General features: G+C 32.8%; 22 protein-coding genes and 2 other annotated features. Of the genes, 4 read left to right on the forward strand and 18 right to left on the reverse strand.

What is annotated here, in order from left to right; all coding sequences use genetic code 11:
- Position 1: 1 nt before the first annotated feature.
- The gene (locus ACFCYN_RS09500) at positions 2–1,324 is read left to right on the forward strand and encodes a glycosyltransferase family 2 protein (RefSeq protein ID WP_375948938.1); all 1,323 of its coding nucleotides are present in this window, start codon (positions 2–4) and stop codon (positions 1,322–1,324) included.
- A gap of 36 nt (positions 1,325–1,360) precedes the next feature.
- Here the strand turns inward: ACFCYN_RS09500 and ACFCYN_RS09505 are convergent, their stop codons facing one another.
- Positions 1,361–2,401, reverse strand: a complete 1,041-nt coding sequence (locus ACFCYN_RS09505; RefSeq protein ID WP_375948941.1) for a phosphatidylglycerol lysyltransferase domain-containing protein — start codon at positions 2,399–2,401, stop codon at positions 1,361–1,363.
- 163 nt (positions 2,402–2,564) lie between these two features.
- Between ACFCYN_RS09505 and proC the strand changes: the two genes are divergently transcribed.
- Positions 2,565–3,371: a pyrroline-5-carboxylate reductase gene (gene proC, locus ACFCYN_RS09510; RefSeq protein ID WP_098170707.1), complete on the forward strand. Its 807-nt coding sequence runs from the start codon at positions 2,565–2,567 to the stop codon at positions 3,369–3,371.
- A 145-nt stretch (positions 3,372–3,516) separates the two neighbouring features.
- Here proC and tpx read toward each other — a convergent pair whose 3' ends face one another.
- From tpx to refZ, 11 genes are all read right to left on the reverse strand, one after another.
- A complete protein-coding gene (gene tpx, locus ACFCYN_RS09515) occupies positions 3,517–4,017 on the reverse strand; it encodes a thiol peroxidase (protein ID WP_098119251.1) in 501 nt (166 codons plus the stop codon).
- Positions 4,018–4,108: 91 nt separating this feature from the next.
- The gene (ytfJ, locus tag ACFCYN_RS09520) at positions 4,109–4,552 is read right to left on the reverse strand and encodes a GerW family sporulation protein (RefSeq protein WP_172447244.1); all 444 of its coding nucleotides are present in this window, start codon (positions 4,550–4,552) and stop codon (positions 4,109–4,111) included.
- 12 nt (positions 4,553–4,564) lie between these two features.
- A complete protein-coding gene (locus ACFCYN_RS09525; protein ID WP_172447243.1) occupies positions 4,565–5,071 on the reverse strand; it encodes a DUF2953 domain-containing protein in 507 nt (168 codons plus the stop codon).
- A gap of 356 nt (positions 5,072–5,427) precedes the next feature.
- Entirely contained in the window at positions 5,428–7,011 is a 1,584-nt protein-coding gene (locus ACFCYN_RS09530) for an amidohydrolase (protein ID WP_375948945.1), read from the reverse strand.
- 171 nt (positions 7,012–7,182) lie between these two features.
- Positions 7,183–8,757 carry an acyl-CoA synthetase MbcS gene (gene mbcS / locus ACFCYN_RS09535; protein WP_172447241.1) on the reverse strand — a complete coding sequence of 525 codons (1,575 nt, stop codon included), beginning with the start codon at positions 8,755–8,757 and terminating at the stop codon, positions 7,183–7,185.
- 323 nt (positions 8,758–9,080) lie between these two features.
- On the reverse strand, positions 9,081–9,950 hold the full coding sequence (locus ACFCYN_RS09540) for an aldose 1-epimerase family protein (RefSeq protein WP_375948947.1): 870 nt from the start codon (positions 9,948–9,950) through the stop codon (positions 9,081–9,083).
- A 138-nt stretch (positions 9,951–10,088) separates the two neighbouring features.
- Complete coding sequence (locus ACFCYN_RS09545; protein WP_098119257.1) at positions 10,089–10,295, reverse strand: alpha/beta-type small acid-soluble spore protein; 207 nt, start codon at positions 10,293–10,295, stop codon at positions 10,089–10,091.
- A gap of 82 nt (positions 10,296–10,377) precedes the next feature.
- On the reverse strand, positions 10,378–11,607 hold the full coding sequence (gene thiI, locus ACFCYN_RS09550; RefSeq protein ID WP_172447239.1) for a tRNA uracil 4-sulfurtransferase ThiI: 1,230 nt from the start codon (positions 11,605–11,607) through the stop codon (positions 10,378–10,380).
- Positions 11,608–11,611: 4 nt separating this feature from the next.
- On the reverse strand, positions 11,612–12,754 hold the full coding sequence (locus ACFCYN_RS09555) for a cysteine desulfurase family protein (protein WP_172447238.1): 1,143 nt from the start codon (positions 12,752–12,754) through the stop codon (positions 11,612–11,614).
- A gap of 79 nt (positions 12,755–12,833) precedes the next feature.
- Positions 12,834–14,546 carry a septation ring formation regulator EzrA gene (gene ezrA / locus ACFCYN_RS09560; RefSeq protein WP_375948950.1) on the reverse strand — a complete coding sequence of 571 codons (1,713 nt, stop codon included), beginning with the start codon at positions 14,544–14,546 and terminating at the stop codon, positions 12,834–12,836.
- A gap of 244 nt (positions 14,547–14,790) precedes the next feature.
- The gene (refZ, locus tag ACFCYN_RS09565; protein ID WP_375948953.1) at positions 14,791–15,438 is read right to left on the reverse strand and encodes a forespore capture DNA-binding protein RefZ; all 648 of its coding nucleotides are present in this window, start codon (positions 15,436–15,438) and stop codon (positions 14,791–14,793) included.
- Positions 15,439–15,584: 146 nt separating this feature from the next.
- Between refZ and ACFCYN_RS09570 the strand changes: the two genes are divergently transcribed.
- Together ACFCYN_RS09570 and rpsD are read left to right on the forward strand one after the other, a co-directional pair.
- A complete protein-coding gene (locus ACFCYN_RS09570; protein ID WP_375948955.1) occupies positions 15,585–16,073 on the forward strand; it encodes a GAF domain-containing protein in 489 nt (162 codons plus the stop codon).
- A gap of 631 nt (positions 16,074–16,704) precedes the next feature.
- Positions 16,705–17,307 carry a 30S ribosomal protein S4 gene (gene rpsD, locus ACFCYN_RS09575; protein ID WP_098119263.1) on the forward strand — a complete coding sequence of 201 codons (603 nt, stop codon included), beginning with the start codon at positions 16,705–16,707 and terminating at the stop codon, positions 17,305–17,307.
- A gap of 138 nt (positions 17,308–17,445) precedes the next feature.
- On the opposite strand, the gene ACFCYN_RS09580 is transcribed toward rpsD, so the two are convergent.
- The 6 genes from ACFCYN_RS09580 to tyrS form a co-directional block, all read right to left on the reverse strand.
- Positions 17,446–17,814, reverse strand: a complete 369-nt coding sequence (locus ACFCYN_RS09580) for a hypothetical protein (RefSeq protein ID WP_216854006.1) — start codon at positions 17,812–17,814, stop codon at positions 17,446–17,448.
- 134 nt (positions 17,815–17,948) lie between these two features.
- Positions 17,949–18,530 carry a YdcF family protein gene (locus tag ACFCYN_RS09585; RefSeq protein ID WP_172447234.1) on the reverse strand — a complete coding sequence of 194 codons (582 nt, stop codon included), beginning with the start codon at positions 18,528–18,530 and terminating at the stop codon, positions 17,949–17,951.
- 199 nt (positions 18,531–18,729) lie between these two features.
- Entirely contained in the window at positions 18,730–18,864 is a 135-nt protein-coding gene (locus ACFCYN_RS09590) for a hypothetical protein (protein WP_098119266.1), read from the reverse strand.
- 57 nt (positions 18,865–18,921) lie between these two features.
- Positions 18,922–20,301 carry a Na+/H+ antiporter NhaC gene (nhaC, locus tag ACFCYN_RS09595; protein WP_172447233.1) on the reverse strand — a complete coding sequence of 460 codons (1,380 nt, stop codon included), beginning with the start codon at positions 20,299–20,301 and terminating at the stop codon, positions 18,922–18,924.
- Between the two features lie 18 nt (positions 20,302–20,319).
- On the reverse strand, positions 20,320–20,781 hold the full coding sequence (locus tag ACFCYN_RS09600; protein ID WP_172447232.1) for a GNAT family N-acetyltransferase: 462 nt from the start codon (positions 20,779–20,781) through the stop codon (positions 20,320–20,322).
- A gap of 51 nt (positions 20,782–20,832) precedes the next feature.
- Positions 20,833–21,073: a binding site (T-box leader), on the reverse strand.
- Positions 21,074–21,077: 4 nt separating this feature from the next.
- Positions 21,078–22,334: a tyrosine--tRNA ligase gene (gene tyrS / locus ACFCYN_RS09605; RefSeq protein WP_375948959.1), complete on the reverse strand. Its 1,257-nt coding sequence runs from the start codon at positions 22,332–22,334 to the stop codon at positions 21,078–21,080.
- 65 nt (positions 22,335–22,399) lie between these two features.
- Positions 22,400–22,631 (reverse strand) — a binding site (T-box leader).
- Between the last annotated feature and the right edge of the window lie 95 nt (positions 22,632–22,726).

Raw genomic sequence — 22,726 nt, forward strand, 5'->3', positions numbered from 1 at the left:
AGTGCGTGTTTTTTTTGTTATATTTAGTTTCATTTTACTATGTATAGGTATAATTGCTGTTTCTTTCTTTTATGGCATTAAAGTGATTTTACTTTTTTCAACTTTTTTATTTATCACACTATTATTATATTATTCCCTTTTAACTGTAGCTGGTCTTTATTTCCGTTCAAAATCGCATAAAGAATATCAGGTTAAAGAACCAATTACTAATTATCCAAGTGTAGATATATTAATCCCCGCTCATAATGAAGGGGTTGTTATCAAAAATACTTTGGCAGCAATGGCAAAAATTAAATATCCTGGATTGCTGACAATTTATTTACTAGATGATAATTCGCAAGACGAAACAGGTGAAATTGCAAAGGAATTTGCTGATGCATATAGTCATATTCAACATATTAAAGTTCCTTCCGGAGAACCAAAAGGCAAATCACGAGTTCTAAATTATGGATTAAGCATCTCAAAAGGAGAATACTTTTGTGTTTATGATGCAGACAATCAACCTGAACCAACTGCATTAAAAAAATTAGTTGAAGCAGCTCTTGTTACAAAAAATTCAGCAGGAGCGGTCGGTTACGTTAAAACAATAAATGAATCAACAAATTGGTTAACCAGAATGATCTCGATTGAATTTCAAGTTTTTCAATTATTGATGCAATCTGGTAGGTGGCAATTGTTTAAAACTGGTTCTCTTACCGGAACAAATATGTTAGTTAAAAGAGCCGTCATAAATGAACTCGGTGGATATGACCCATATGCGATCGCGGAAGATGCTGAATTAACTTTAAGGATCACACAAGCAGGATACTTTCTTCCAATCGTTCCAAATTCGGTTACATGGGAGCAGGAGCCTGAGACAATTAAAGTGTATATAAAACAAAGAACTAGATGGTTACAAGGAAATTTATATATTCTTGAGAGAGTTTTTACTACACCTGGCTATTGGAATGGTCGATTACTTATTCACTCATTACACCAATTATTAGTCTATGTAGTATTTTGGATATTTTTAGTCATATCCTATAGTTGGTTTATACTTGGTGTACTTGGGTTATTTTCAATACACTATACAATTCCACTACTCTTTATTTGGTATCTTTCATATCTAGTTTATACGGCCCAATTGTTCAGTGCACAAATTGCAGAAAAAACGTTAAGTCCAATTAATATTTTCTGTTCATTCATCATGTACTTTACCTATGCGCAGCTATTTACGTATTTATTTGTAAGAAGTCTTGTATTGTATATTAAAGCAAAAATAAATAAAAAATCAATCGGATGGGATAAAACTACTCGTTTTACACATCAAAAGAATTTATTTTAAATTAGATAAACAAAAAACCTCTATTTTAGAGGTTTTTTAACTTATGTTCGCCTTTTTGAGGATTGGTTTTTTTAATCTAGTTATATAATTTAAGTTTTTTTGTCCGTGGACAAGAAGGTACAAAGATGTAATGACCGACATTAAAGTATACGGCTTATAAGCTAAGTACTTTGACTCCCATTTGTTCGCAAATTTACTTTTAAACGTCAATAATCCTTTAAAGTTATAAATTGAGTTACCATACTTAAAAATGATCTTTGCAAATTTTTCAATATAGGATGCACTTGAATCTAATCCGACATTCGCAAGTGGAGCCATTCCAAGACTGCAGCTTTTAAAACCGTTTTCTTTAGCCCAAAACATAATAGAAACAAAAAGCATATCCATCGTTCCATATGGTAATTCTTTTAAATATCTCATTAAATCAATCGTTATATTATCACCTTGTATTGGCAATGTAGTAAAAGCAATGACATGACCATTTATATTTCTTAAAATTCCTACAGGAAAATTTGAAACATAATCAAAATGGAATGATCCTACTGAAAAAGACAATTCTTCCCTACCATTTAACCATTCATCCGAAACTTCTTTTAATTCTTGAAGTAGTTCAATCGAATGACCAGGCATATTTACTTCAAATTGATAGCCTTGTCGAATAAATTTATTCCTTTTCGTTCTTAGTTTTGCTCCTTTTTTGCCTGTAATTTCAAACTGTTCAAGTTCAACAATTGCTTCTTCACCTAATTTTAACAACCGATAACCGGCTTTTTCGTATAACATTTTTGATTTTTCATCTATTTGATAAAAGCTTGGAATACATTTAATACTTTTACAATAATTTTCAAACTCCATTAACTTTTCAAAAGAAACCTCTCCAATTGGATCGCATAAAACAACTAATTTGTTACTTTGTTTACGATAAATAAATGCAGACTTTTGATCTTCTGATAGGAATACCTTTTTATCACCAAGTAATCCCAGATGTGTTAATGATGTCCCACCATATGTATCAATAAGTTGTTGAATGATCTCAATTGTAGTTTTATGAATTGATTCTTTTAAAATTGGTTTCATAATACCCCCTAATTATAGAGTCATATTTCTCAATCTTTATTTTACAAAAAATAATTCTAAGTGTGTATCCAATTCATCGAAATATTTTAATAATGTATTATTTGGTAATATTAAACCCCTCCTGTATAATTCAATTTATTAAACTTATTGGATGTGAAAATGTATGAATAAGAAGATTGGTTTTATTGGATGCGGAAAAATGGCCCAAGCCATGATTGGTGGGCTGATTGATTCAAATGTAATTGGAAAAAATCAGATTTATGTAAGTGCAAGGTCAAATGAGACGCTTGAAAAAGTTAAAAATTTATACGGGGTTTTAACTTTAAAAAGTAATATCGAGTTAGCTCAACAAGTTGATTATTTGTTTTTAGCTGTGAAACCTGATTTATATCCAACAATCATTGAAGAAATTAAAGAAGTAGTTTCACATAACACTGTCATCATTACAATTGCTGCTGGCATTACTTTAGAAGGTGTAGAAAAGTCATTTGGTAAAGAAGTTAAAATTGTAAGAACAATGCCAAATACACCATCTTTAGTTAGGGAAGGTATGAGCGCTCTTTGTCATAATCATATTGTTACTGAAAATGAACTAAATGAAGTTATGGAGATTTTTAATAGCTTTGGAAAATGCGAAATAGTTAATGAGAAATTAATGGATGCAATTCCTGCTATAAGCGGCTCGTCACCTGCATATGTTTACTTAATGATAGAAGCATTAGCGGATGGGGCTGTTTTACAAGGAATTCAAAGAAACCAAGCATATAAGTTAGCTGCTCAAGCAGTTTTAGGAGCTGCGAAAATGGTACTTGAAACTGAATTACATCCTGGCGAATTAAAAGACCAAGTATGTACACCAGGTGGTGCAACAATCGAAGCAATTGCTGAATTAGAAAAGCAAGGCTTCCGTTCATCAATTATTTCGGCAATGGAGCGTTGCACAGAGAAATCAAAGTCATTAGGAAATTAAATTTATCATAGCGTTGACTACCGTAATAATTAGTTTTAATAAGATTCACTCACATTTATATGTGGGTGTTTTTTTATCACGAAATATAAAAAAACTGCCGAGATCTACTCGACAGCCTTTTAACTCTTAATTGAGTTATTTTAAATTATTTTGCAGCTTTTACAGCTTCGATTGCTGCTTCATAGTTTGGATGAGTTGTACCTTCTGCTACGTACTCAACGTAAGTAACAACATCATTTGAGTCTACTACGAATACTGCACGAGCTAATAAACGTAATTCTTGCATTAATACACCAAATGCTTCACCAAAAGATGCATCACGGTGATCAGATAAAGTATGTACATTTTCTAAACCACTAGCAGCACACCATCTTTTTTGTGCGAATGGTAAGTCCATAGAAATTGTTAAAACTTCTACGTTTTCTACGTTTGATAATTCTTCGTTAAAACGACGAGTTTGTGCATCACAAATACCAGTGTCTACAGATGGTACTGCGCTAATTAAGCGAACTTTACCAGCTGAAGCTTCTAAAGTTACTGGGCTTAAATCATTTGCTAAAACAGTAAAGCTTGGAGCTTTTTCTCCTACTTTTACTTCTTGTCCAACAAGAGTTACTGGATTGTTTTTAAATGTTACAGATGCCATGATATTTCCTCCCAAAATTACAAAATGTTCACAACATTTATCTTACTGGAAGGACACCTTGATTGCAATTAACTTTACTTAAATTTTATATTTAATCTAAATCTGTATCAAAATCTTCTTCAGGTTTATCTGAATCATCTTTTTTCTTCATGTATTTTTTTACTTTTTCTAAAGCTTGTGGCGCTAAGTCCATTAGCTTTTCAATTAAATGCGTATTTTGATCTAAGTGAAGTAATTTAACTCCATCTTTGCTTACAATTAAAAATGCAATTGGAGTGATTGATGCTCCACCACCAGTACCTCCTCCAAATGGATGTGGACTTCTTACTTCAGCTTGCTTTACACCGTCTACAAGATGATAATTTCGAAATTCACTTCCACCAGCTGCGAAGCCAACTCCCACTTTTGATACAGTTAAAATTAAACTTCCATCAGGTGTTGAAATAGGATCACCAATAATCGTATTAACATTAATCATTGCTGATAAGTTTTCCATTGCTGCGTGCATTAAGTCTCCAATTGGATGTTGACTCATTGTTAATCACCTCTAATTAGTTTCGATTGGATGTGTTGCTTTAAATTCTTTTCTAGTTTTCAAATAAGCTTTTAAAAATAATAATCCCGCAAATACTGCCTTTCGTACCGAAAATGAAAACCTGATTTTACCAGTCGTTTCCATTATATTTGTATAATAGTTCGGTGTAATATCGATCGTTGGAGGATGATGTAAAACCGTAAATTTGCTTAATAAGTTTTCAAAAATTCCAATTGCACTATAAGCCGTTCCGATCGATATCCCTGTTAAAGCAGAGTTTCCAACACCAAAATGAATATGGTAAGTTAAATTGTAAATTTGTACAGACCTTAGAAATTTCGTAATGATAGTATGTCCATTCGAATATAAATTTATGAAAAAATCAATTTGTTGAAAGACAGAGATGTCCCTTTTCTTCTCTAAATCCGACACATCTTCCTTAACTTCTTTTGGTCTTTTTAAAGGAACTGTAAAGTTAAAATGTACTAAGTTTTTCAAAATAGAAAGTTTAACATTCATAAACCGTTCTTCTTTTGTATAGACACTGTTAATAACTACTTTCATATTAATAAAAAGTACAAAGAGTATTAATAGAAACACTATGCATGCAATAAAAATTAGAATAGAGTATATATAAAGCAAAAAACCACCCTTTTTTGTAACAGTATAGGCAAACCAGTAACCGGATAAACAAAAAAGAACGGTAAATTTAAATACCATTCTTTTAGAGTGTTGAACTATTGAGTTGTATTCGAACGATTTGTGAAAATTGTTGATAAAAAAGATTTTTATTGATAATTTATTTGCTTATGTTGATCTAGTTACGATATTTGTTAATAAACTATTTCTTACAATAATGATTGATTATCCAGCGTTTAATATCGCTCCTCTGACTTTCTATAAACAGTATTTCCTCGGCAAATAGTTTCACTACATTTTACAGATAGTAGACTGTTTGGATCTAACACAAAGGGATCTTCATCAAACAGAATCAAATCAGCGAAATACCCTTCTTTTATTAATCCTCTTTTGTCATCTTGACCGAATGATGCCGCACTATCAACTGTGTAAAGTTTAATTGCTTCGAATAAGCTAATTGCTTCTTGAATATTATAGACTTCTCCATTTTTTGCTTTTCGAGTAACTGCTGTATAAATTCCTTGCCATGGATTAACTGTATCAATCGGTGTATCTGATCCATTCGCTAAAGCAATTGATTCATTTAGTAAAGACTTCATCAAGAATGCATAGTGGTTTCTACTATTACCGATTCGATCTACTAACCATGGGTAATCAGCATATAAAAATGACGTTTGTACATCAACAACGATATTTAATTTTTTCATTTCCTCAATTAGCTTAGGAGATAAAAGCGCACAATGAATAAATCGATCTGGTAACTCACCTTGATTAGGATACTTTTTAACTGCATCAATACCTTGCTTTACAGCTAAGTCACCAATCATATGAAATGCAATTGGCAAATTATTTTCACGTGCTTTTTTCGTAATTACTTCTAATTTTTCTGGGGAAGTCACCTGTAATCCAGTGATCCTATTGTCGTCTTCATAAGGTTTTTCAAGCAGGGCTGTTCTACCACCAAATGAACCATCAATAAATGCTTTTACGCCTCCGAATGATACATTTTTATTTCCGCTATGTAATCTATCTTTAACCTCATCTAAAGTCGTGTGATGAATTAAGACATGTGTATGGAATGGAACTTCATTTAAAAGTTGTTCATATAAATCAATGACTAAATTGGCATTACCATAGTAAGATAAATCCTCCGTAACGGCACCAACAATACCATGTTGATAACAATCTTTTATTGCGGAAATAATTGCTTTTGACAAATATAGATCATCAGGTGCCGGCATTGCTTTAAGGACTAAATTGACAGCTTCATCATACAATAAACCGTTTAACTGTCCATCCTCGGAGAATCCAATTTGTCCACCTTCAATCTGCATATCGTCATTTATACTTGCTTTATTAAGTGCAAGGGAATTGACAAAATAGACATGTCGACAAGTCCTTTTTAACACCATCGGATTTGTATTCGATAATCGATTTAAATCGTCAATGCTAAAAGCTGGTATTGAATTCCATTCGTTTTCGTTCCATCCCTCACCTATGATCCATTCATTAGAACCTGATTCACTAACTGCTTTTTTCATACGCTCTAGCATTTCACTATATGTACTACACTTCGTCAAGTCGACGCGATTTTTCGCTTCACCATGTCCAATTAAATGTAAATGACTATCTATAAATCCAGGAAAACCAGTTTTCCCATTACAATTAATCTTTTCAAATTGTTCACCATCTAAAAAAGATAATAGCGAATTATATGTGCCAGTTTTTACTATTCGGTCATCTTCTGTAATAATTGACTCTACCTTTTCCCCTTCACTTTCCATCGTATAAAATAAACCATTATACCAAAGCTTTTTCATCTAAAAACCACCATCCCTTTGCAAATTCGTTATTTTTTCCAAACAAAAATAAAGAAAACTCGCCGGTTAGCGAGCCCTTAGGCGTATAAACTTAAACTACCCCTCACATTTGTACTTTCTTAATATGAAAAAAGGAGGGAATTCCCCCCTCATTTTAACATAAGTATTTACTCAATTCGATTCACGTAATTGTTCCATTGCACGCAGCTCTACTCTTCGGATTTTACCAGAAGTTGTTTTCGGTAGCTCTTGAACAAATTCAATTTTACGTGGATATTTATATGGTGCAGTAATTTTTTTAACGTGCTCCTGCAATTCTGAAATTAAATCTTCTTGATTTTGGGTATTCTCTGTCAATACAACAAATGCCTTTACAATATTTCCACGTAAAGGATCAGGACTTGCAACGACTGCACATTCCTTTACAAGCTTGTGTTGTACAAGAGCATCTTCTATTTCAAAAGGACCAATCGTATAACCTGAGCTAATGATAATATCGTCACTACGTCCATCGAACCAATAGTAACCATCTTCATCTTTTTTAGCTCGATCACCAGTTAAGTAATACTCACCTTTTTTTTGTGCATTTGTTCGCTCCATATCATTATAATAGTGTTTAAAAAGAGCAGGAGAGCTTAAATGCACTGCAATATGGCCTACTTCGTTAGATCCGACCGGATTTCCTTCATCATCTACGATTTCAACTAAGTTACCAGGTGTAGGAATTCCCATTGAACCTACCTTTGCTTTAATGTCCTTCATCGTTCCAATTAATAAAGTATTTTCAGTTTGTCCATACCCATCTCTTACATCAACATTAAAATGTTTCTTAAATGTACGGATTACCTCTTGATTTAATGGTTCGCCCGCTGAAACAGCACTTCTTAATGCTGGTAATTGGTATTGATCTAAGTTATCAACCTTTGCCATAAATCGATATTCGGTTGGCGTACTGCAAAAAACTGAAATATTTTGTTCTTTAAGTAATGTTAAGAAAGTGTTTGCATCAAATTTCCCTTCATAAAAGAACCCTGTTGCCCCACTTCCTAACGTTGCTAAAAACGGGCTCCAAATCCACTTTTGCCAGCCTGGACCTGCAGTCGCCCATACAGTGTCCTCCTCCGTAACATCTAACCAATTTGAAGCAACAGTTCGAATATGCGCATATCCCCAACTGTGAGTATGTACAACTCCTTTTGGATTGCCAGTCGTTCCAGATGTATACGAAATAAATGCTAAGTCATCACTTTTTGTTTCTACAGTTAATACGTGGGCTCCGCTAATCGCTTGATCATTTAATGAAGTCCACACAGTTTGTTGATTATGGATTGTAAATAATTTATATTTTCCACTTTTAGCAATCTCACTAAATGTACCTATATATTCATCATGCGATACAATCGCTTTAACTTCACTATGTTCTAGACGATATTGAATATCTTTAACAGTTAACATTTCAGAACCTGGGATGACAACGCATCCTATTTTTAAGATTGCTAAATAGACTACATAAGTCTCCACACATCTAGGCATCATTACAAAAAGTTTGTCCCCTTTTTCAATGCCACTATTTTTAAATGTAAAAGCATATTGATGAACTTTATTATAAAGTTCCTTATATGTTATTTGATTGGATTCACCGTTTGAATCAACCCATTTCAACGCTACTTTATCCGTTGTTGCAAATTTTTCAATTTCCCATACTAGATTATATACTTTTGGAGCTATTAAACTTGTTCCGTTCATCTTAGTTAGTCCTCCTTTTGATCATTACTAAAATTATATTTTGAATTTTGCAAAATAGAATAATAATGGTTTCGTTAATTATATCGTCAATTCCTGCTATTTATCGACTATTTTTCAGAAAATTTAAATAAAAACACATAAAGAAAACTCGCCGATTGGCGAGCTTTAAAGCGAAGACAGAGGGGTAGTTGCACTTATACTTATACCTAAAATTGGCAACTACGTCGATTTATCTTCACCGTTGCCAATTTATACGCTTAATGTGCAAAAAAATAAACCACCTAGATAGATGGTTTCACTTCTTATGATCTAAATCTTTCTTTTCAACTACCAACTGTAATACTGTAAGTACAAGTAAACGTTTCATTAGGATTTAAATTTTGAATACCTAGTTTGTTTTTCATTTCTTTTACTGGACCAATTTCATCTGCAATTCCATACCATGGTTCGATGCATAGAAAGGGCGCAGTTTGTGTTGTCCATATTCCCACATATGGAAAACCTTCGAAATTTACTTTAATCATACTACTGTGATTTTTTGAACGAATTGTCATTACATTTTTATTCAGTTTTTCAAATATTAAAGCATCATCCTTAAACAGCACTCGAGTTAAAGGTAAACTTTTTATGTTTTGAGCAATCAGTTCTCTTTTGCCATTTCGATAAGGGCCTTCTAATTTAATTGTTTCTAATTTTTCTTCTTCTTCAAATTGTAAATAATAGTCCTCAAAAGTTTCACCTTCCTTGAGAGGAATATTAAATGCTGGATGAGCACCTATTGAAAACGGCATCGATTTCTGATCATTATTCGTCACGACATTCTTAATAAAAACAGTATTATCCTTTATTTTATAATTAATATTTAGCGTAAATTGAAATGGATACTTTAAAAGGGTTTGTTCACTACTTTTTAACTCATAATTGATTTCACCTTCTTTTAGATCGGTTAATTTAAAATCCATATCTCTTGCAAATCCATGCTGAGAAAGCTCATAAATATGATTGTCCACTTTATATTGATTATCAATTAATTTACCTACATTCGGAAATAAAACAGGTGCATGTCTCCCCCAATAAGCTGGATTAGCGTTCCATAAATAATTTAGCCCATCCTTTTTATGATGGATACCTGTCAACTCTGCTCCCCCGGATTTAGTTGTAATTCTAATAAATTCATTTTCAATGTATGACATGAACAGGTCTCTCCTTTAATTTATTCTCTCTATTATAGCAAAGATTGATCTCGCTACTAAATCATCGAGAAAGACAAAGACAAAATAGAAAAGGGGTAGGTTTGACCCTACCCCTTAATCCATAATTATTTAAATTCATTATTTTGAATATCCACCAAGGCTTTGTTCAGCCATTTGTACTAAACGTTTTGTGATTTCACCACCAACAGAACCATTCGCGCGAGAAGTAGAATCAGGGCCAAGTTGTACGCCAAACTCTGTAGCAATCTCATACTTCATTGCGTCTAATGCTGCTTGTGCACCAGGTGCTACTAATGAATTACTTGAATTATTTCTATTTGTCATGTGTTGTCACCTCCTTGTGAGTATAGAGTGTGATAAAACACATGACTTCATTCATAATTTAATTGGTAATTTTTAGTATTTTTTATAAAAGCGCGTCGATATCGATTTCTTCTTGTTTCGTTGACGATTGAGTTCGAATCATTTCGTTTTCAAAAATGATTGATTCTCTATTGCTAACGGCTTCATTAATTAATTCTGTAAAGTCAAAACGACTTTCAAAACGAGCCACTTTGTCACGTTTTGGTTTTGTAGTTGGATTAGATGGAGTGAAGATTGTACAGCAATCCTCGTATGGTCTAATACTAATATCATACGTATCAATTTTCTTAGCGATTTCCATAATCTCTAATTTATCCATCGCTAATAGCGGTCTTAAAACTGGATAATTCGTTACTTCATTGATTGTATGCATACTTTCCAATGTCTGACTTGCTACTTGACCTAAGCTTTCACCAGTAGCTAAAGCTAGTGCTTTTCGATTCACAGAAACTTGCTCAGCAATTCGTAGCATAACTCGTCTCATGATCGTCATAGTGTAGCTTGCTGGCATTTCCTTATGAATCGCTTTTTGAATTTCAGTAAATGGAATAACATGTAAAGTTACACGTCTACAATATCTAGTTAGTTTACTTGATAAATCGATTACTTTTTGTTTTGCACGATCACTCGTAAATGGAGGACTTTCAAAATGAATCGCTTCAATTGATACGCCTCGTTTTAGCAACATATAAGCTGCTACAGGACTGTCAATTCCTCCTGATAGTAATAGCATAACTTTTCCGCCAACTCCAACTGGATATCCACCTGCACCATATTCTTCTCCACAAGTAATATACGTAGCATCATCACGTACTTCTACGCGAACAGCTACATCTGGATTATGTACATCTACAGTTAAATGCTCTGTATTTTGAAGTATATACCCACCAAGCTCACGATTAAGCTGTGGTGTATTTAATGGAAATTGTTTATAACTACGCTGTACGTTCACTTTAAATGTTTTAACACTATCACCTAGCTCATTAACCGCTTCAAGAGCACCTACTTTAATGGCATCTAATTCAGTATCAACTTTCCTAGCAAAACTAAACGTATGAATTCCAAAAACTTCTTTTAAATTTGCAGCAACTTTTTCATGGTCTTCACCATTTAATTTTATATACATACGATCACGTGTCGTAGTAATTTTTAGTTTTTCAAAAGATTTTAAACGTTTACTAACATTTTCTCTTAATATACTTGTAAATCTACCTCGGTTTTTCCCTTTTGTAGTCATTTCTCCATAACGAATCAAAATATATTCTACATTCATGCTGTTACCTCATTACCTTATATAAATTTTTTATTACTTCTTTAATTATTTTATTAAATTGCTCTACTTCATCCATCGTATTTTCATAAGAAAGACTAATTCTGACAGCACTACTCGCTACTTTCTCGCTTTTACCCATACTCTGTAAAACACGGCTAATTTCAAAAGTTTTCGAAGAGCATGCTGATTTTGTAGAAATAAAAACATTTTCTTCAGATAGAGCATGGACAATTACTTCTGGCTTTAATCCTACAAATGAAATATTTATTATATGAGGGGCAAAATTTGATTCTGGTGAATTCATTACGGCTCCGTCAATTACTTCTAAATGTTGAATTAGCTCACTTCTCATATGAATTAAGTGACTTTTCATCGTTTTTTGTTTTTCTAGCGTAATTCTTAAAGCTTTTGCCATCGAAACTATTCCAGCTAGATTTTCCGTCCCTGAACGAATCTCTCTTTCCTGTGAACCACCTGTCATTAAAGAAGATAATGTTACACCCTCTCTAATATATAAAATTCCTGTCCCTTTTACACTATGAAATTTATGACCAGAAATCGTTAACAAATCGATTGCAGACTGCTTAATCGTTAACGGAACTTTTCCAATACCTTGTACAGCATCAACATGGAAAAATACTTTTGGATAATCCTTTAATAATTGTCCGATTTCATTTATGGGCTGAATTGCTCCTGTTTCATTATTTACATGAATGACAGAAACAAGTATAGTATCATCTCTTAAAGCTTCTTTTAGTTCCTCGACAGAAATAAACCCATCCTCATTTGGAGTTAAATAAGTTACTTCAAATCCAAGTTCCTCTAACTGTTTATATGCTTCATAGATTGACGGATGTTCAATTTCAGTTGTAATGAGATGTTTCCCTCTTGAACGGTGCATCATGGCAGTACCTTTTATAGCTAAATTATTACCTTCTGTTCCACCTGATGTAAAGATGATCTCTGATGGTTGAACCGATAAAAGCTCTGCAATTTGATTTCTAGCTTTTGACAGTAATTGCTCAGACCGTCCACCAAGTTTATGAATCGAAGAAGGATTTCCAAAAAACTGGTCCGAAACTGTAATATATGTATCTAACACCTCTTTATAAGGTTTAGTAGTAGCACTATTATCAAAATAAATCATAATTCTTCCGTAACCTCCATATTGCTTGAGTCCATTTTTCATTATATCTGAAAACAGACGAAACCCCTAAGATTTGCATCTATAGGGGTAGTGTGTACTTTTGTTCATTTAGTATTTCTTGTAACTTATCAATTGCACCTGGCTCAACATTTTCAATTGAGACAGCAGCTTCTTCTAGAGCTTCATTATATTGAAATTCTCTAAATAACTGTTCTGCTTTGTCCATTGACATTGCCATTTGTACATTATTACTTCTATAGCGATTTCCATATTGTATTACTTTTTCAACGAAATATCCTTGTTCAATCATATATTTCGTTTCTTTATAACAATCGTTTACAGCTGTTGCAGCTTGTTCTAATAAAGACGAAACAGTTGTCATTTTTAATGGTTTTTTCTCTAATTCTAAATAAACCCTTTGCATACTGTCATGAGCGTCTTGAATTTGTTTCATAGAAGAAACTGGCATTCCAGGCAGATTAGAAATTTGAACAAGACGTTTGACCTCTAACATTAAGCGCTTCATATCAATCAGCTGATCACGTGCTTGTAGTTCATCTTTTCGAAGTGCTTTCAACATTTCAACATACGCTAAATGAGATTCCTTCACTTCTTCCATCTGTTTTTTCAATAAATCTAACTCATCTCTTATAACTGAAAATGCAAGATCTTGTTCAGCTACCCGAATTTGTAATAGCTCGAATCGCTTTGTAATGATATTTACCTGCTTTTCAACTAATTTTTGAGCTTTAGTATCTTCATCACTTAACTCATAAATTTGTTGAACTAATTGAGTCTCTTCTTTAGTTTTCAAATTATTTTCTCTAATTTCTAGAACTTCTTCCTGCGAAGACCAAATCTCTTTTTCAACTACGTATTTACTCTCAACTTCTTTTTCTAATAAATCATAGATTGCATCAACTTTTGCTTTTACAAAATCAAGCTTGTCGTTTGCTTCAGTGATTTCAAGCTTTTTAATTAGCTCAACACAGTCGATACAGATTTTTGAACATTCAATTGTTTCATTTTCTAAGAATTCAAAGTCAAGCGCATATCCATCTGCTTTCATTTGCTTTAAACCATCTGAAAGATTATGTATTTGAGACGGCATTGTCGTTGTGGATTCAATATATAAATCTGGTATGATTTGCATATTTACTTTTAAAGTATTCACTTCATCGCTTATATGCTTAACTAATTCTCGTGCTTCTAAATAATTACCGTTTTCAGTCGTTTCATTAAATAATTGAACTTGTTGCTTTATTTCGTCCATTTTTTCTTCTAACTGAGTTTCAGAGATAGAATATAAATGACGATGTGTTAGTAAAAGTTTTCTTTGCTCAAGATATTCTTGATTTAACTTTTCAATATCTGAATTATTTTGTTCTTCACTACCAACTAAGTCACTTACTTCATTTAGAATTAATTCTACACTTGTCTCAGCTTCATTCAAGCGCGCTTCAAGTTCCGTAATTCCAGCTTTTGCTTTCATGAAATGATACTTGTTAATTGCTTCATCAATTTCTTGGAGTGAATCAGTTACTTTCGGTATAAAAGCTGTAACTATTTCATCCCAATCAGTTCTCCATTTTTCAAAAAGCTCTTCTGTTTGTCCAGTCATATTTAATGCCTTAAGTTTTGAAAGTTCATCCGTTACGGGCTTACTCATTAACTGCATTTTCCATGCCTCTAGTTCATCGAGTCTCTTGTATAAACGTTGTCGAATTGTTAAGGCTACAATCATCAATGCGATAACAATACTAATTACGACTAAAATTACATAGAATGTCATTTCCCTGATGTACCTCCTCTACTTGCCATCTAGATCTATTTATATGTACGTCATTATTTCACTCTTTATTAAGGTCATAGTTAATAATAACATGAGACAGTTGTTTTTTGGCCTAATTTTTTCAATTTTTTCATATTTTTATCAAACTATAATATACCCTGTAAAAACTTGTAGAAAATTCAAAATTTCAATCAACGAAAAACGCCTTTCCATTGTGATTGCTCATAATGAAAAAGGCGATCTATTACGATGAAAGCTCAACATGGCTAATGATATTCTCATCCGTATCTAGTAGTGATTCAATCCATTTCTCTACATACTCTTTATATCTTTCAAAAAAATACAAGTCATTTTGCTGAATATACAAAACTTCATTTAAATAGCCAGGAAATAAGTATGGTGTAGATAGAAATGATTTTAATTGCACAAAAAATACTGAAAATGGCATCGTAACTTTTGAATTTGAATAACGAATTGCATCATAAATTTGAGAAAAAATATAACGCTCCCGCGTTAAATAAGTAATCATAATTTCTCGAATAAATACAGAGTCTAATGTTAATTCCCTATAAAAAATCGACGTAGATTCTTTCTTTATATAATAATAATTCAGTACATCTTCAACTAAATCTTTTAAAATTTTTTTTGCATTTTTATCGTACAATAATAAACAATGTTGATCTAAAATCTTTACGTAGCCTTCTAAAAATTCTACTATGATATGTTCAAGTAATCCTTGTTTACCTTTAAAATAATATGAAATTGTTGCGATATTAACATTAGCATTTTTAGAAATATCTCTCACTGAAGTGCCATGATATCCATTAACTTTAAATAAAGTAAGCGCTGTCTCGATGACTTTTCTTTTAGTTGCAAGTTTATCTTGCTCCACACTCGTCACCCTCTTCTACAACATCAATAGCTTAATTAATTAGAGAAATTTTGATAAATTCCTCTACAAATCGGTCGACAAAATTACCAGTATTATTTCGAAATATGCTATGATATTTCACATGAAATAGGGAAAGGGGTCTACAAATGTTTCAAAAAGTCGAATATTCAGGAACGAAAGAACAACAATACAATACTCTTACAGCTCAAGTTAAAGCTTTAATCTACGATGAGCATAACTTAATTGCTAATTTAGCAAATACATCAGCTTTATTAAATCAATTTTTAGATAGAATAAATTGGGTTGGATTTTATTTAAAAGATGGCGATCGCGATGAATTAGTTTTAGGTCCCTTTGTAGGTCTTCCTGCATGCGTACGTATACCATATGGTAAGGGAGTTTGCGGTACATCTGCTCAAACTAAAACAGTCCAAAGAATCGATAATGTTCACGATTTCCCTGGACACATTGCTTGTGATGCTGCTTCAAATTCGGAGATTGTTATTCCAGTAATGCACAACGGAGAAGTAATTGGCGTTCTAGATATCGATAGCCCAGAATTCAATCGTTTTGATGAAATTGACCAAAAATATCTTCAAGCAATTGTTAATTTAATTGAGGAAACAATTCAATAAGAGCTTCAAAAAGAAATCCTGAAAATGGATTTCTTTTTTTATGTTGTTGGAAAAAGAGCTTGTCAAACAGTGTCCAACATGATCATTGCTGAGTAAAGTTGTTTTAACGGATTACACTACCACCTGATATGAGTATGCTGTTTTCAGATTTGTGCTTTTTTCTTATTCATGAAAACCTTATGAGTAACATTTTTTTTGATTTGCGCTTTTTTACTTACTCATGAACACTTTATGAGTAACTATTTTTTCGGATTTCCTCTCTTTTTTAACTCATGAACCCTTTACGAGTATGTTATTACAAGATTCAACCTTATTTACTTACATGTATCCTTACATGTGTAATTATTTTCATATTGCGGTATTATACGATTCCTCTCCCTTTCATTCGACCTTGTTTTTAAAACTGCCCTTGACTATTTTATACTATTTGGTTATAATATTTTTTGTGTAAAATAACGCAGCGTTGTAAGCACAGGCTTGATCTTTATTTTGTTCCTCTACTATTTTAGAGGTGTCATCGCGTAACTCTGGCTGCTGGAGCGAGGATACATGAAAGCAAAATAAACTGACTGGGGCTACACGAACGTTTTTATTTTACTCCAAAATAAAAACTTAAAGGAGGAGACAATCAATGTCTCGTTATACAGGATCTACTTGGAAATTATCTCGCCGTTTAGGCATTTCATTAAGCGGAACGGGTAAAGAATTAGAAAAACGCCCTTACGCTCCAGGTCAACACGGACCAAACCAACGTAAAAAATTATCAGAATACGGTTTACAATTACAAGAAAAGCAAAAACTTCGTCACATGTTCGGTGTTAATGAGCGTCAATTCCGTCGCACATTTGATATCGCTGGTAAATTAACTGGTAAACATGGTGAAAACTTCATGATCTTATTAGAAACTCGTTTAGACAACGTAGTTTACCGTATGGGTCTTGCTCGTACTCGTCGTGCTGCTCGTCAATTAGTTAACCACGGTCACATCATGGTTGATGGCAAACGTGTAGACATCCCATCTTTCCGCGTGAAAATTGGTCAAACTATCAGCTTACGTGAAAAATCACAAAACTTAGCTGTAGTTAAAGAAGCTGTTGAAGTTAACAACTTTGTACCTGAGTACATCACTTTCAACGCTGACAAATTAGAAGGTACTTTCAACCGCTTACCAGAGCGTTCTGAATTACCAGCTGAAATTAACGAAGCTCTTATCGTTGAGTTCTACAACCGTTAATAATATCGCTTCTTAGAAAGCGATCAAAACTCCCTATCAATTTTGATAGGGAGTTTTATTTATAAAAAAAGCCCCCGACTTTACTCGGAAGGGCTACTTATGCGGAAATGAGAGGTGTATTAAAATAACTTTTTTATATTATTTTAATTTCACTACCGCTAGATCATGTTGCAGTGCATTATTACCTTCTTGAGGGTCAAATGCAATGTCACTAAGTCCAAATACATTTACTACAACATCACTATCTTTTGGATGATGGATTCTTACTTCGTATGCAAATAGTGTCGGTGGTAGTTGAAAAGATCTAAATGTTCTGTATTGATTTGGTGGAATTACAATCATAGTTGGGTCAACCATTGGAAGAATAACTGGTGAACCAGATGACCAGTCAAACATAAACACACTAACTGAACGAGAGTCTTCCGGGTCAAGATTAAGAGCTTCTACTGTTAAAAACTGAGTATCAGAATGTCTTCGTAATACGCCTGTTGATAAAAATCTTGCCATCAACGTCACTCCTTTCATATTATTTGGACAAGCAAATCCATATAATATAAAATGTTTCATTTTAAAAAATGAAATGGACATTGGTACAATTACTTAATAGTTTTTTAAAAAATGATAGATTACCTATTTTTAACTCATATTTGTTTATAGTACATTGCTTTTAAAATAGATAAACATTCTCTAAAATACGCTGTTGGAATAATCACTTTTGGTGTTTTTGCCGGAAGACCAATCACATTTAAGCCTTGTTTTTTAGCTAATTTTAGAGATCTAAATAAGTGATAATCATTTGATACAACGATCCCTTTTGCGTTTGCATTATTTATAAGCTTTTTGGAGTATTTCATATTTTCATAAGTATTAGTTGATAAATCTTCTTTAATAATTCGATCTTCTCCAATACCTAATTTGATTAATTCACCCTTCATACACTCTGCTTCTGATATTAATTCATCGTTTCCTTTTCCACCTGAAACAATAATTTTTGCACTAGTATTTTCTTTTGCATACTTTGCCGCTGTTTCAATCCGATAGCGTAAAGCTCTAGTAGGCTTATCTTTTTTCAAACCAGCCCCTAGTACAATAACATACTCAGCATCTTTTGGAACCTTATGCTTATATTGCAGAAAACTATTTGCACCAATAAATACGATACAGAATAAATAACCTAATATTCCAATTAATATTGTATATGTAATTAATTTTAAAAAACCCATTACGTTTATCCCCTCAAATCAATTTAATTTAAATTCTATTTTATCGAAAAATTAAGATATTTTCATTAAAAATTGAAATGTGACATAAATCTTTAACATTCATCTTTTAAATAACAGGGTATATGTGACATAGAAAAATCCCTTTTAAATGAGGATCATCTCATCATAAAAGGGATTAGACTTAAATATTCTTTATAAATTATCTTGGGTACTTTAAGTCCATTGGATTTTGTTGATCCTTAGAAAGTCTCTTTTGGTGAGCTTTCGTTTTAGCATCTACATGATTTGCATCACTTGGACGATTTTTCTTTGAACCACCAGCTGCATGACTCATCCTTTTCCCTCCATTAACCAGTTAGTACAAAAACTAGTTTACGTAGAATGAATTTGTTTATGCGGCATTTCTTGAATTTTCACCTTTAATTTCTGTCTTTAAACCTTTACCTAAAAGAGCAGCTACTATACTAAATAATGGAGTAATAAACAACACGAACGAAAATGGTAAATAATCAATAACTGGTACTCCTAATGTTGAAGCAAAGAATGCTCCACTTACACTCCAAGGTACGATTGGGTTAAAAAGTGTACCTCCATCTTCTAATGCACGGGATAAATTTTTAAGTGGAATATTTTTATTGATAAATACGTCTTTTAATAATTGCCCAGGAAGTAGAATTGAAAGGTATTGTTCACCTGTTAATAGGTTCACACTCATTGCAGATAATGTACTAGCAACAACTACATTTCCACTACGTTTTAAGTTAGATAACGATTGGATTAATGTTTCGAATACTCGAAGTTCTTGTATTAATCCACCTAAAGCAAGGGCAATAAAGATCAATGAAACAGACCACATCATGGATTGTAATCCTCCACGGTTAACAATTGAATTAAGCATTTCATTCCCTGTATCTAATTGGAAACCATTTTGTAATGTTGAGAACACTTTAGTAAGTGTAATATCTTTTTGAATGAAAAATGATAAAACTAATGAACTAACAATACCAGCTGACATTGTCGGTAAAGTTGAAAAGCCTTTAAATGCCATGATAAAAACAATTAAACATGGAATTAATAATAAAGGATTAACTTCAAAGCTAGAAGATATTGCTTTTTTCATTTCAGTTACTTGCGCCATATCTGTATTTCCATGCCCCATACCTATGATTAAAAATAAAATAACAGTAACAATTAAGGCTGGGATTGTTGTATATGCCATGTGGCGAATATGTTCATTGACCTTTATGCCTAAAATACTTGGAACGAAATTCGTTGTATCGGAAATGGGTGACATTTTATCCCCAAAACATGCTCCACTAATAATTGCACCTGCTGCAATTGCAGGAGGAATTCCCATAATATGAGCAATTCCCATTAAAGCTACACCAACTGTAGCAATTGTTGTAAATGTGCTCCCCGTAAAACTAGCAACAATAATGGTAATAAATATGGCGCTAATGGCAAACCACTTAGCTGAAAGAACAGAAATTCCGTAAAATAATAATGTAGGAACTGTGCCACTAAGCATCCAAGAACCAATTAATAAACCAATCATCATTAAGATTAAAGTTGGTGACAATCCATTATGAATTCCTTTTTTCATACCATTTTCAATCTGTTCCCATTTGAACCCTTTAAATAATCCAAATATAGCTAAACTAACTACACATAATAGAAGCGGAATTTGCGGATCAGCTTTTAAAAAGACTAGACAACTAGACATAATAACGGTAAACAGTGCGATTAACGCACCTAATTCTATGTTTTTCATTTTATATACTCTCCCTACTTATACATCCATATATACGTGTTCACGAAACTTTACAAACCCTAATTTCTCATAAAATCTTCTTGCATTTTTATTATCGATCCAATAATCTAGGTCAATTCTTGATAGATTATGATCGCGTGCAAACGAGGCAATTTTATGGATTAAAAATGAACCGTAACCTTTATTTCTTTTTTCTTCGTTTATACTTATTTGATGAACATACCCTAACCTAAAAGCTTTTTTAATAGGTCCTTCAGGAATATCTTTTATTTCAACCCAAGCATAGCCAATTAATTCTTCAACATCTTTAACGATGAAAAAATGATGCTCTGCTTTATCTACTACACTCTTAAAAAACTCAGTCATTTCAGCTAAATTGTGAACCTTAAAAAATTCTGGAAACAATTCAGCATGTAGATTTTGGACACCTTCATTAAGTTTTGCCAATATTCGGTAATCTTTTGTTGCAAATATCTCCATGATTTCTCACCTCTTAAAAAAAATACAAAAAAAAGAGGCCTCCCTATTAAATATAGGGACGACCTCAATCGCGTTACCACCCTAGTTATAAGAAATACATACTTTACTAGTAATTCCTTATCACTCGAATCTGTAACGTAGACTTACGTTCTTTCCTTCATTAGATGAACTAACTACGAAAAGAAAACTCCCGAAATGTAATTCATTTGATTGTGCAGACGAGTTTTCACCAACCACTCGCTCTCTGAACTGCTCCCAATCAAATTACTGCTTTTTCGTTCACTGTTTGTTCGATATTATAATGTCACCAAGTGGTATTTCTTTTTACCACGACGGATAATGATAAATTGTTCTTCAATTGCATCTGATTTAGATAACACTTTTGCAACGTCTTGAATACGATCTCCATTTACATAAACAGCACCATTTTGAACATCTTCACGTGCTTGACGTTTTGACGGAGAAATTTTTGCTTCAACTAGTAAATCTACTAATCCTTTTTCTGCATCACTTAAATTAAATGAAGGTACATCTTTAAAACCTTGTTTAATTTCTGCTGCAGTTAATTCTTTTACAGTTCCACTAAATAGTGCTTCTGTAATTTTAATTGCTTGATCAAGTGCTTCTTCTCCATGAACTAATTTAGTTACTTCAGCAGCTAATGCTTTTTGAGCAACACGTTGTTCAGGCGCATCATTAAATTGTTTCTCAAGCTCTAAAATTTCCTCTTTTGATAGGAAAGTAAAGTATTTCAAGTATTTAACTACATCACGGTCATCTGTATTAATCCAGAATTGGTAGAATTCGTATGGAGTTGTTTTTTCAGGATCTAACCAAACTGCTCCACCTTCAGTTTTACCAAATTTAGAACCATCAGCTTTTGTAACTAAAGGTACTGTAAGTCCAAATGCTTTTGAATCTTCTTCTGTTTTACGAATTAATTCCATACCAGCTGTAATATTACCCCATTGATCACTACCACCAATTTGTAATTTACAGTTATGGTCTTGGTATAATTTTAAGAAGTCATATGATTGTAAAATCATGTAACTAAATTCAGTAAACGAAATACCTGCTTCTAAACGAGATGCAACTGAATCCTTCGCAAGCATGTAATTTAATCCGAAGTTTTTACCGATGTCACGTAAGAAAGTAATAACATCTAGTTCGCCAGTCCAATCATAGTTATTAACTACTTTAGCAGCGTTTTCACCCTCAAAGCTTAAGAATGGTAATAGTTGTGTACGAATTCTTTCACTGAACAATTTTACTGTATCAGCAGTATTTAACGTACGTTCTGCCTTTTTACCACTTGGGTCACCGATCATCCCTGTTGCTCCACCTACTACACCAATCGGTTTATGACCTGCAACTTGGAATCTTTTTAACATTAAAACTGGTAATAAATGTCCAATGTGTAAGCTATCGCCAGTCGGGTCAAAACCACAATATAATGAAACAGATTCTTCGCTTAATAATTTTTGTAGACCTTCTTCATCTGTCATTTGATTAATTAATCCACGAAATTCTAAATCTTGTAAGATATTTTCCATTTTAGTCCACCCCTTCGATCATCTATACGTCGTCTAAACAAAATAAAAAGTCCCTACTGTTAAACAGTAGGGACGAATAATTAAAATCGCGGTACCACCCTAGTTGTAGCTAAAAATTTAGCTACCTCTCAAACAATTAACGGCTGTTAACCGTTCTAATCCTAATTTGTAATCGATACAAATTTCGAAAAAGAATGCTCCAGGGTGTAATTCATGTCAATGTTTGTGCTAATTCTCACCAACCATTAGCTCTCTGATCCAATTCATTCACACTACTAAGCCTTTCAACGCTCATTATTAAATGTTATGAAACATTTATAACATAAATAAAACGTTTTAGTCAAATAGATAATTAATTATTTATTAATTTTATATAAATTGTCATGCAATTT

Origin of the sequence: Gottfriedia sp. NPDC056225 (genome assembly GCF_042267765.1) — a bacterium.
In the GTDB taxonomy this organism is placed as follows: domain Bacteria; phylum Bacillota; class Bacilli; order Bacillales; family Bacillaceae_G; genus Gottfriedia.

Bases quoted from the DNA above. Each gene is read 5' to 3' on its own strand.
- ACFCYN_RS09505 (WP_375948941.1), bottom strand. From the start codon at position 2,401: ATGAAACCAATTTTAAAAGAATCAATTCATAAAACTACAATTGAGATC.
- proC (WP_098170707.1), top strand. From the start codon at position 2,565: ATGAATAAGAAGATTGGTTTTATTGGATGCGGAAAAATGGCCCAAGCC.
- tpx (WP_098119251.1), bottom strand. From the start codon at position 4,017: ATGGCATCTGTAACATTTAAAAACAATCCAGTAACTCTTGTTGGACAA.
- ytfJ (WP_172447244.1), bottom strand. From the start codon at position 4,552: ATGAGTCAACATCCAATTGGAGACTTAATGCACGCAGCAATGGAAAAC.
- ACFCYN_RS09525 (WP_172447243.1), bottom strand. From the start codon at position 5,071: ATGAATGTTAAACTTTCTATTTTGAAAAACTTAGTACATTTTAACTTT.
- ACFCYN_RS09530 (WP_375948945.1), bottom strand. From the start codon at position 7,011: ATGAAAAAGCTTTGGTATAATGGTTTATTTTATACGATGGAAAGTGAA.
- mbcS (WP_172447241.1), bottom strand. From the start codon at position 8,757: ATGAACGGAACAAGTTTAATAGCTCCAAAAGTATATAATCTAGTATGG.
- ACFCYN_RS09540 (WP_375948947.1), bottom strand. From the start codon at position 9,950: ATGTCATACATTGAAAATGAATTTATTAGAATTACAACTAAATCCGGG.
- ACFCYN_RS09545 (WP_098119257.1), bottom strand. From the start codon at position 10,295: ATGACAAATAGAAATAATTCAAGTAATTCATTAGTAGCACCTGGTGCA.
- thiI (WP_172447239.1), bottom strand. From the start codon at position 11,607: ATGAATGTAGAATATATTTTGATTCGTTATGGAGAAATGACTACAAAA.
- ACFCYN_RS09555 (WP_172447238.1), bottom strand. From the start codon at position 12,754: ATGATTTATTTTGATAATAGTGCTACTACTAAACCTTATAAAGAGGTG.
- ezrA (WP_375948950.1), bottom strand. From the start codon at position 14,546: ATGACATTCTATGTAATTTTAGTCGTAATTAGTATTGTTATCGCATTG.
- ACFCYN_RS09570 (WP_375948955.1), top strand. From the start codon at position 15,585: ATGTTTCAAAAAGTCGAATATTCAGGAACGAAAGAACAACAATACAAT.
- rpsD (WP_098119263.1), top strand. From the start codon at position 16,705: ATGTCTCGTTATACAGGATCTACTTGGAAATTATCTCGCCGTTTAGGC.
- ACFCYN_RS09580 (WP_216854006.1), bottom strand. From the start codon at position 17,814: ATGGCAAGATTTTTATCAACAGGCGTATTACGAAGACATTCTGATACT.
- ACFCYN_RS09585 (WP_172447234.1), bottom strand. From the start codon at position 18,530: ATGGGTTTTTTAAAATTAATTACATATACAATATTAATTGGAATATTA.
- ACFCYN_RS09590 (WP_098119266.1), bottom strand. From the start codon at position 18,864: ATGAGTCATGCAGCTGGTGGTTCAAAGAAAAATCGTCCAAGTGATGCA.
- nhaC (WP_172447233.1), bottom strand. From the start codon at position 20,301: ATGAAAAACATAGAATTAGGTGCGTTAATCGCACTGTTTACCGTTATT.
- ACFCYN_RS09600 (WP_172447232.1), bottom strand. From the start codon at position 20,781: ATGGAGATATTTGCAACAAAAGATTACCGAATATTGGCAAAACTTAAT.
- tyrS (WP_375948959.1), bottom strand. From the start codon at position 22,334: ATGGAAAATATCTTACAAGATTTAGAATTTCGTGGATTAATTAATCAA.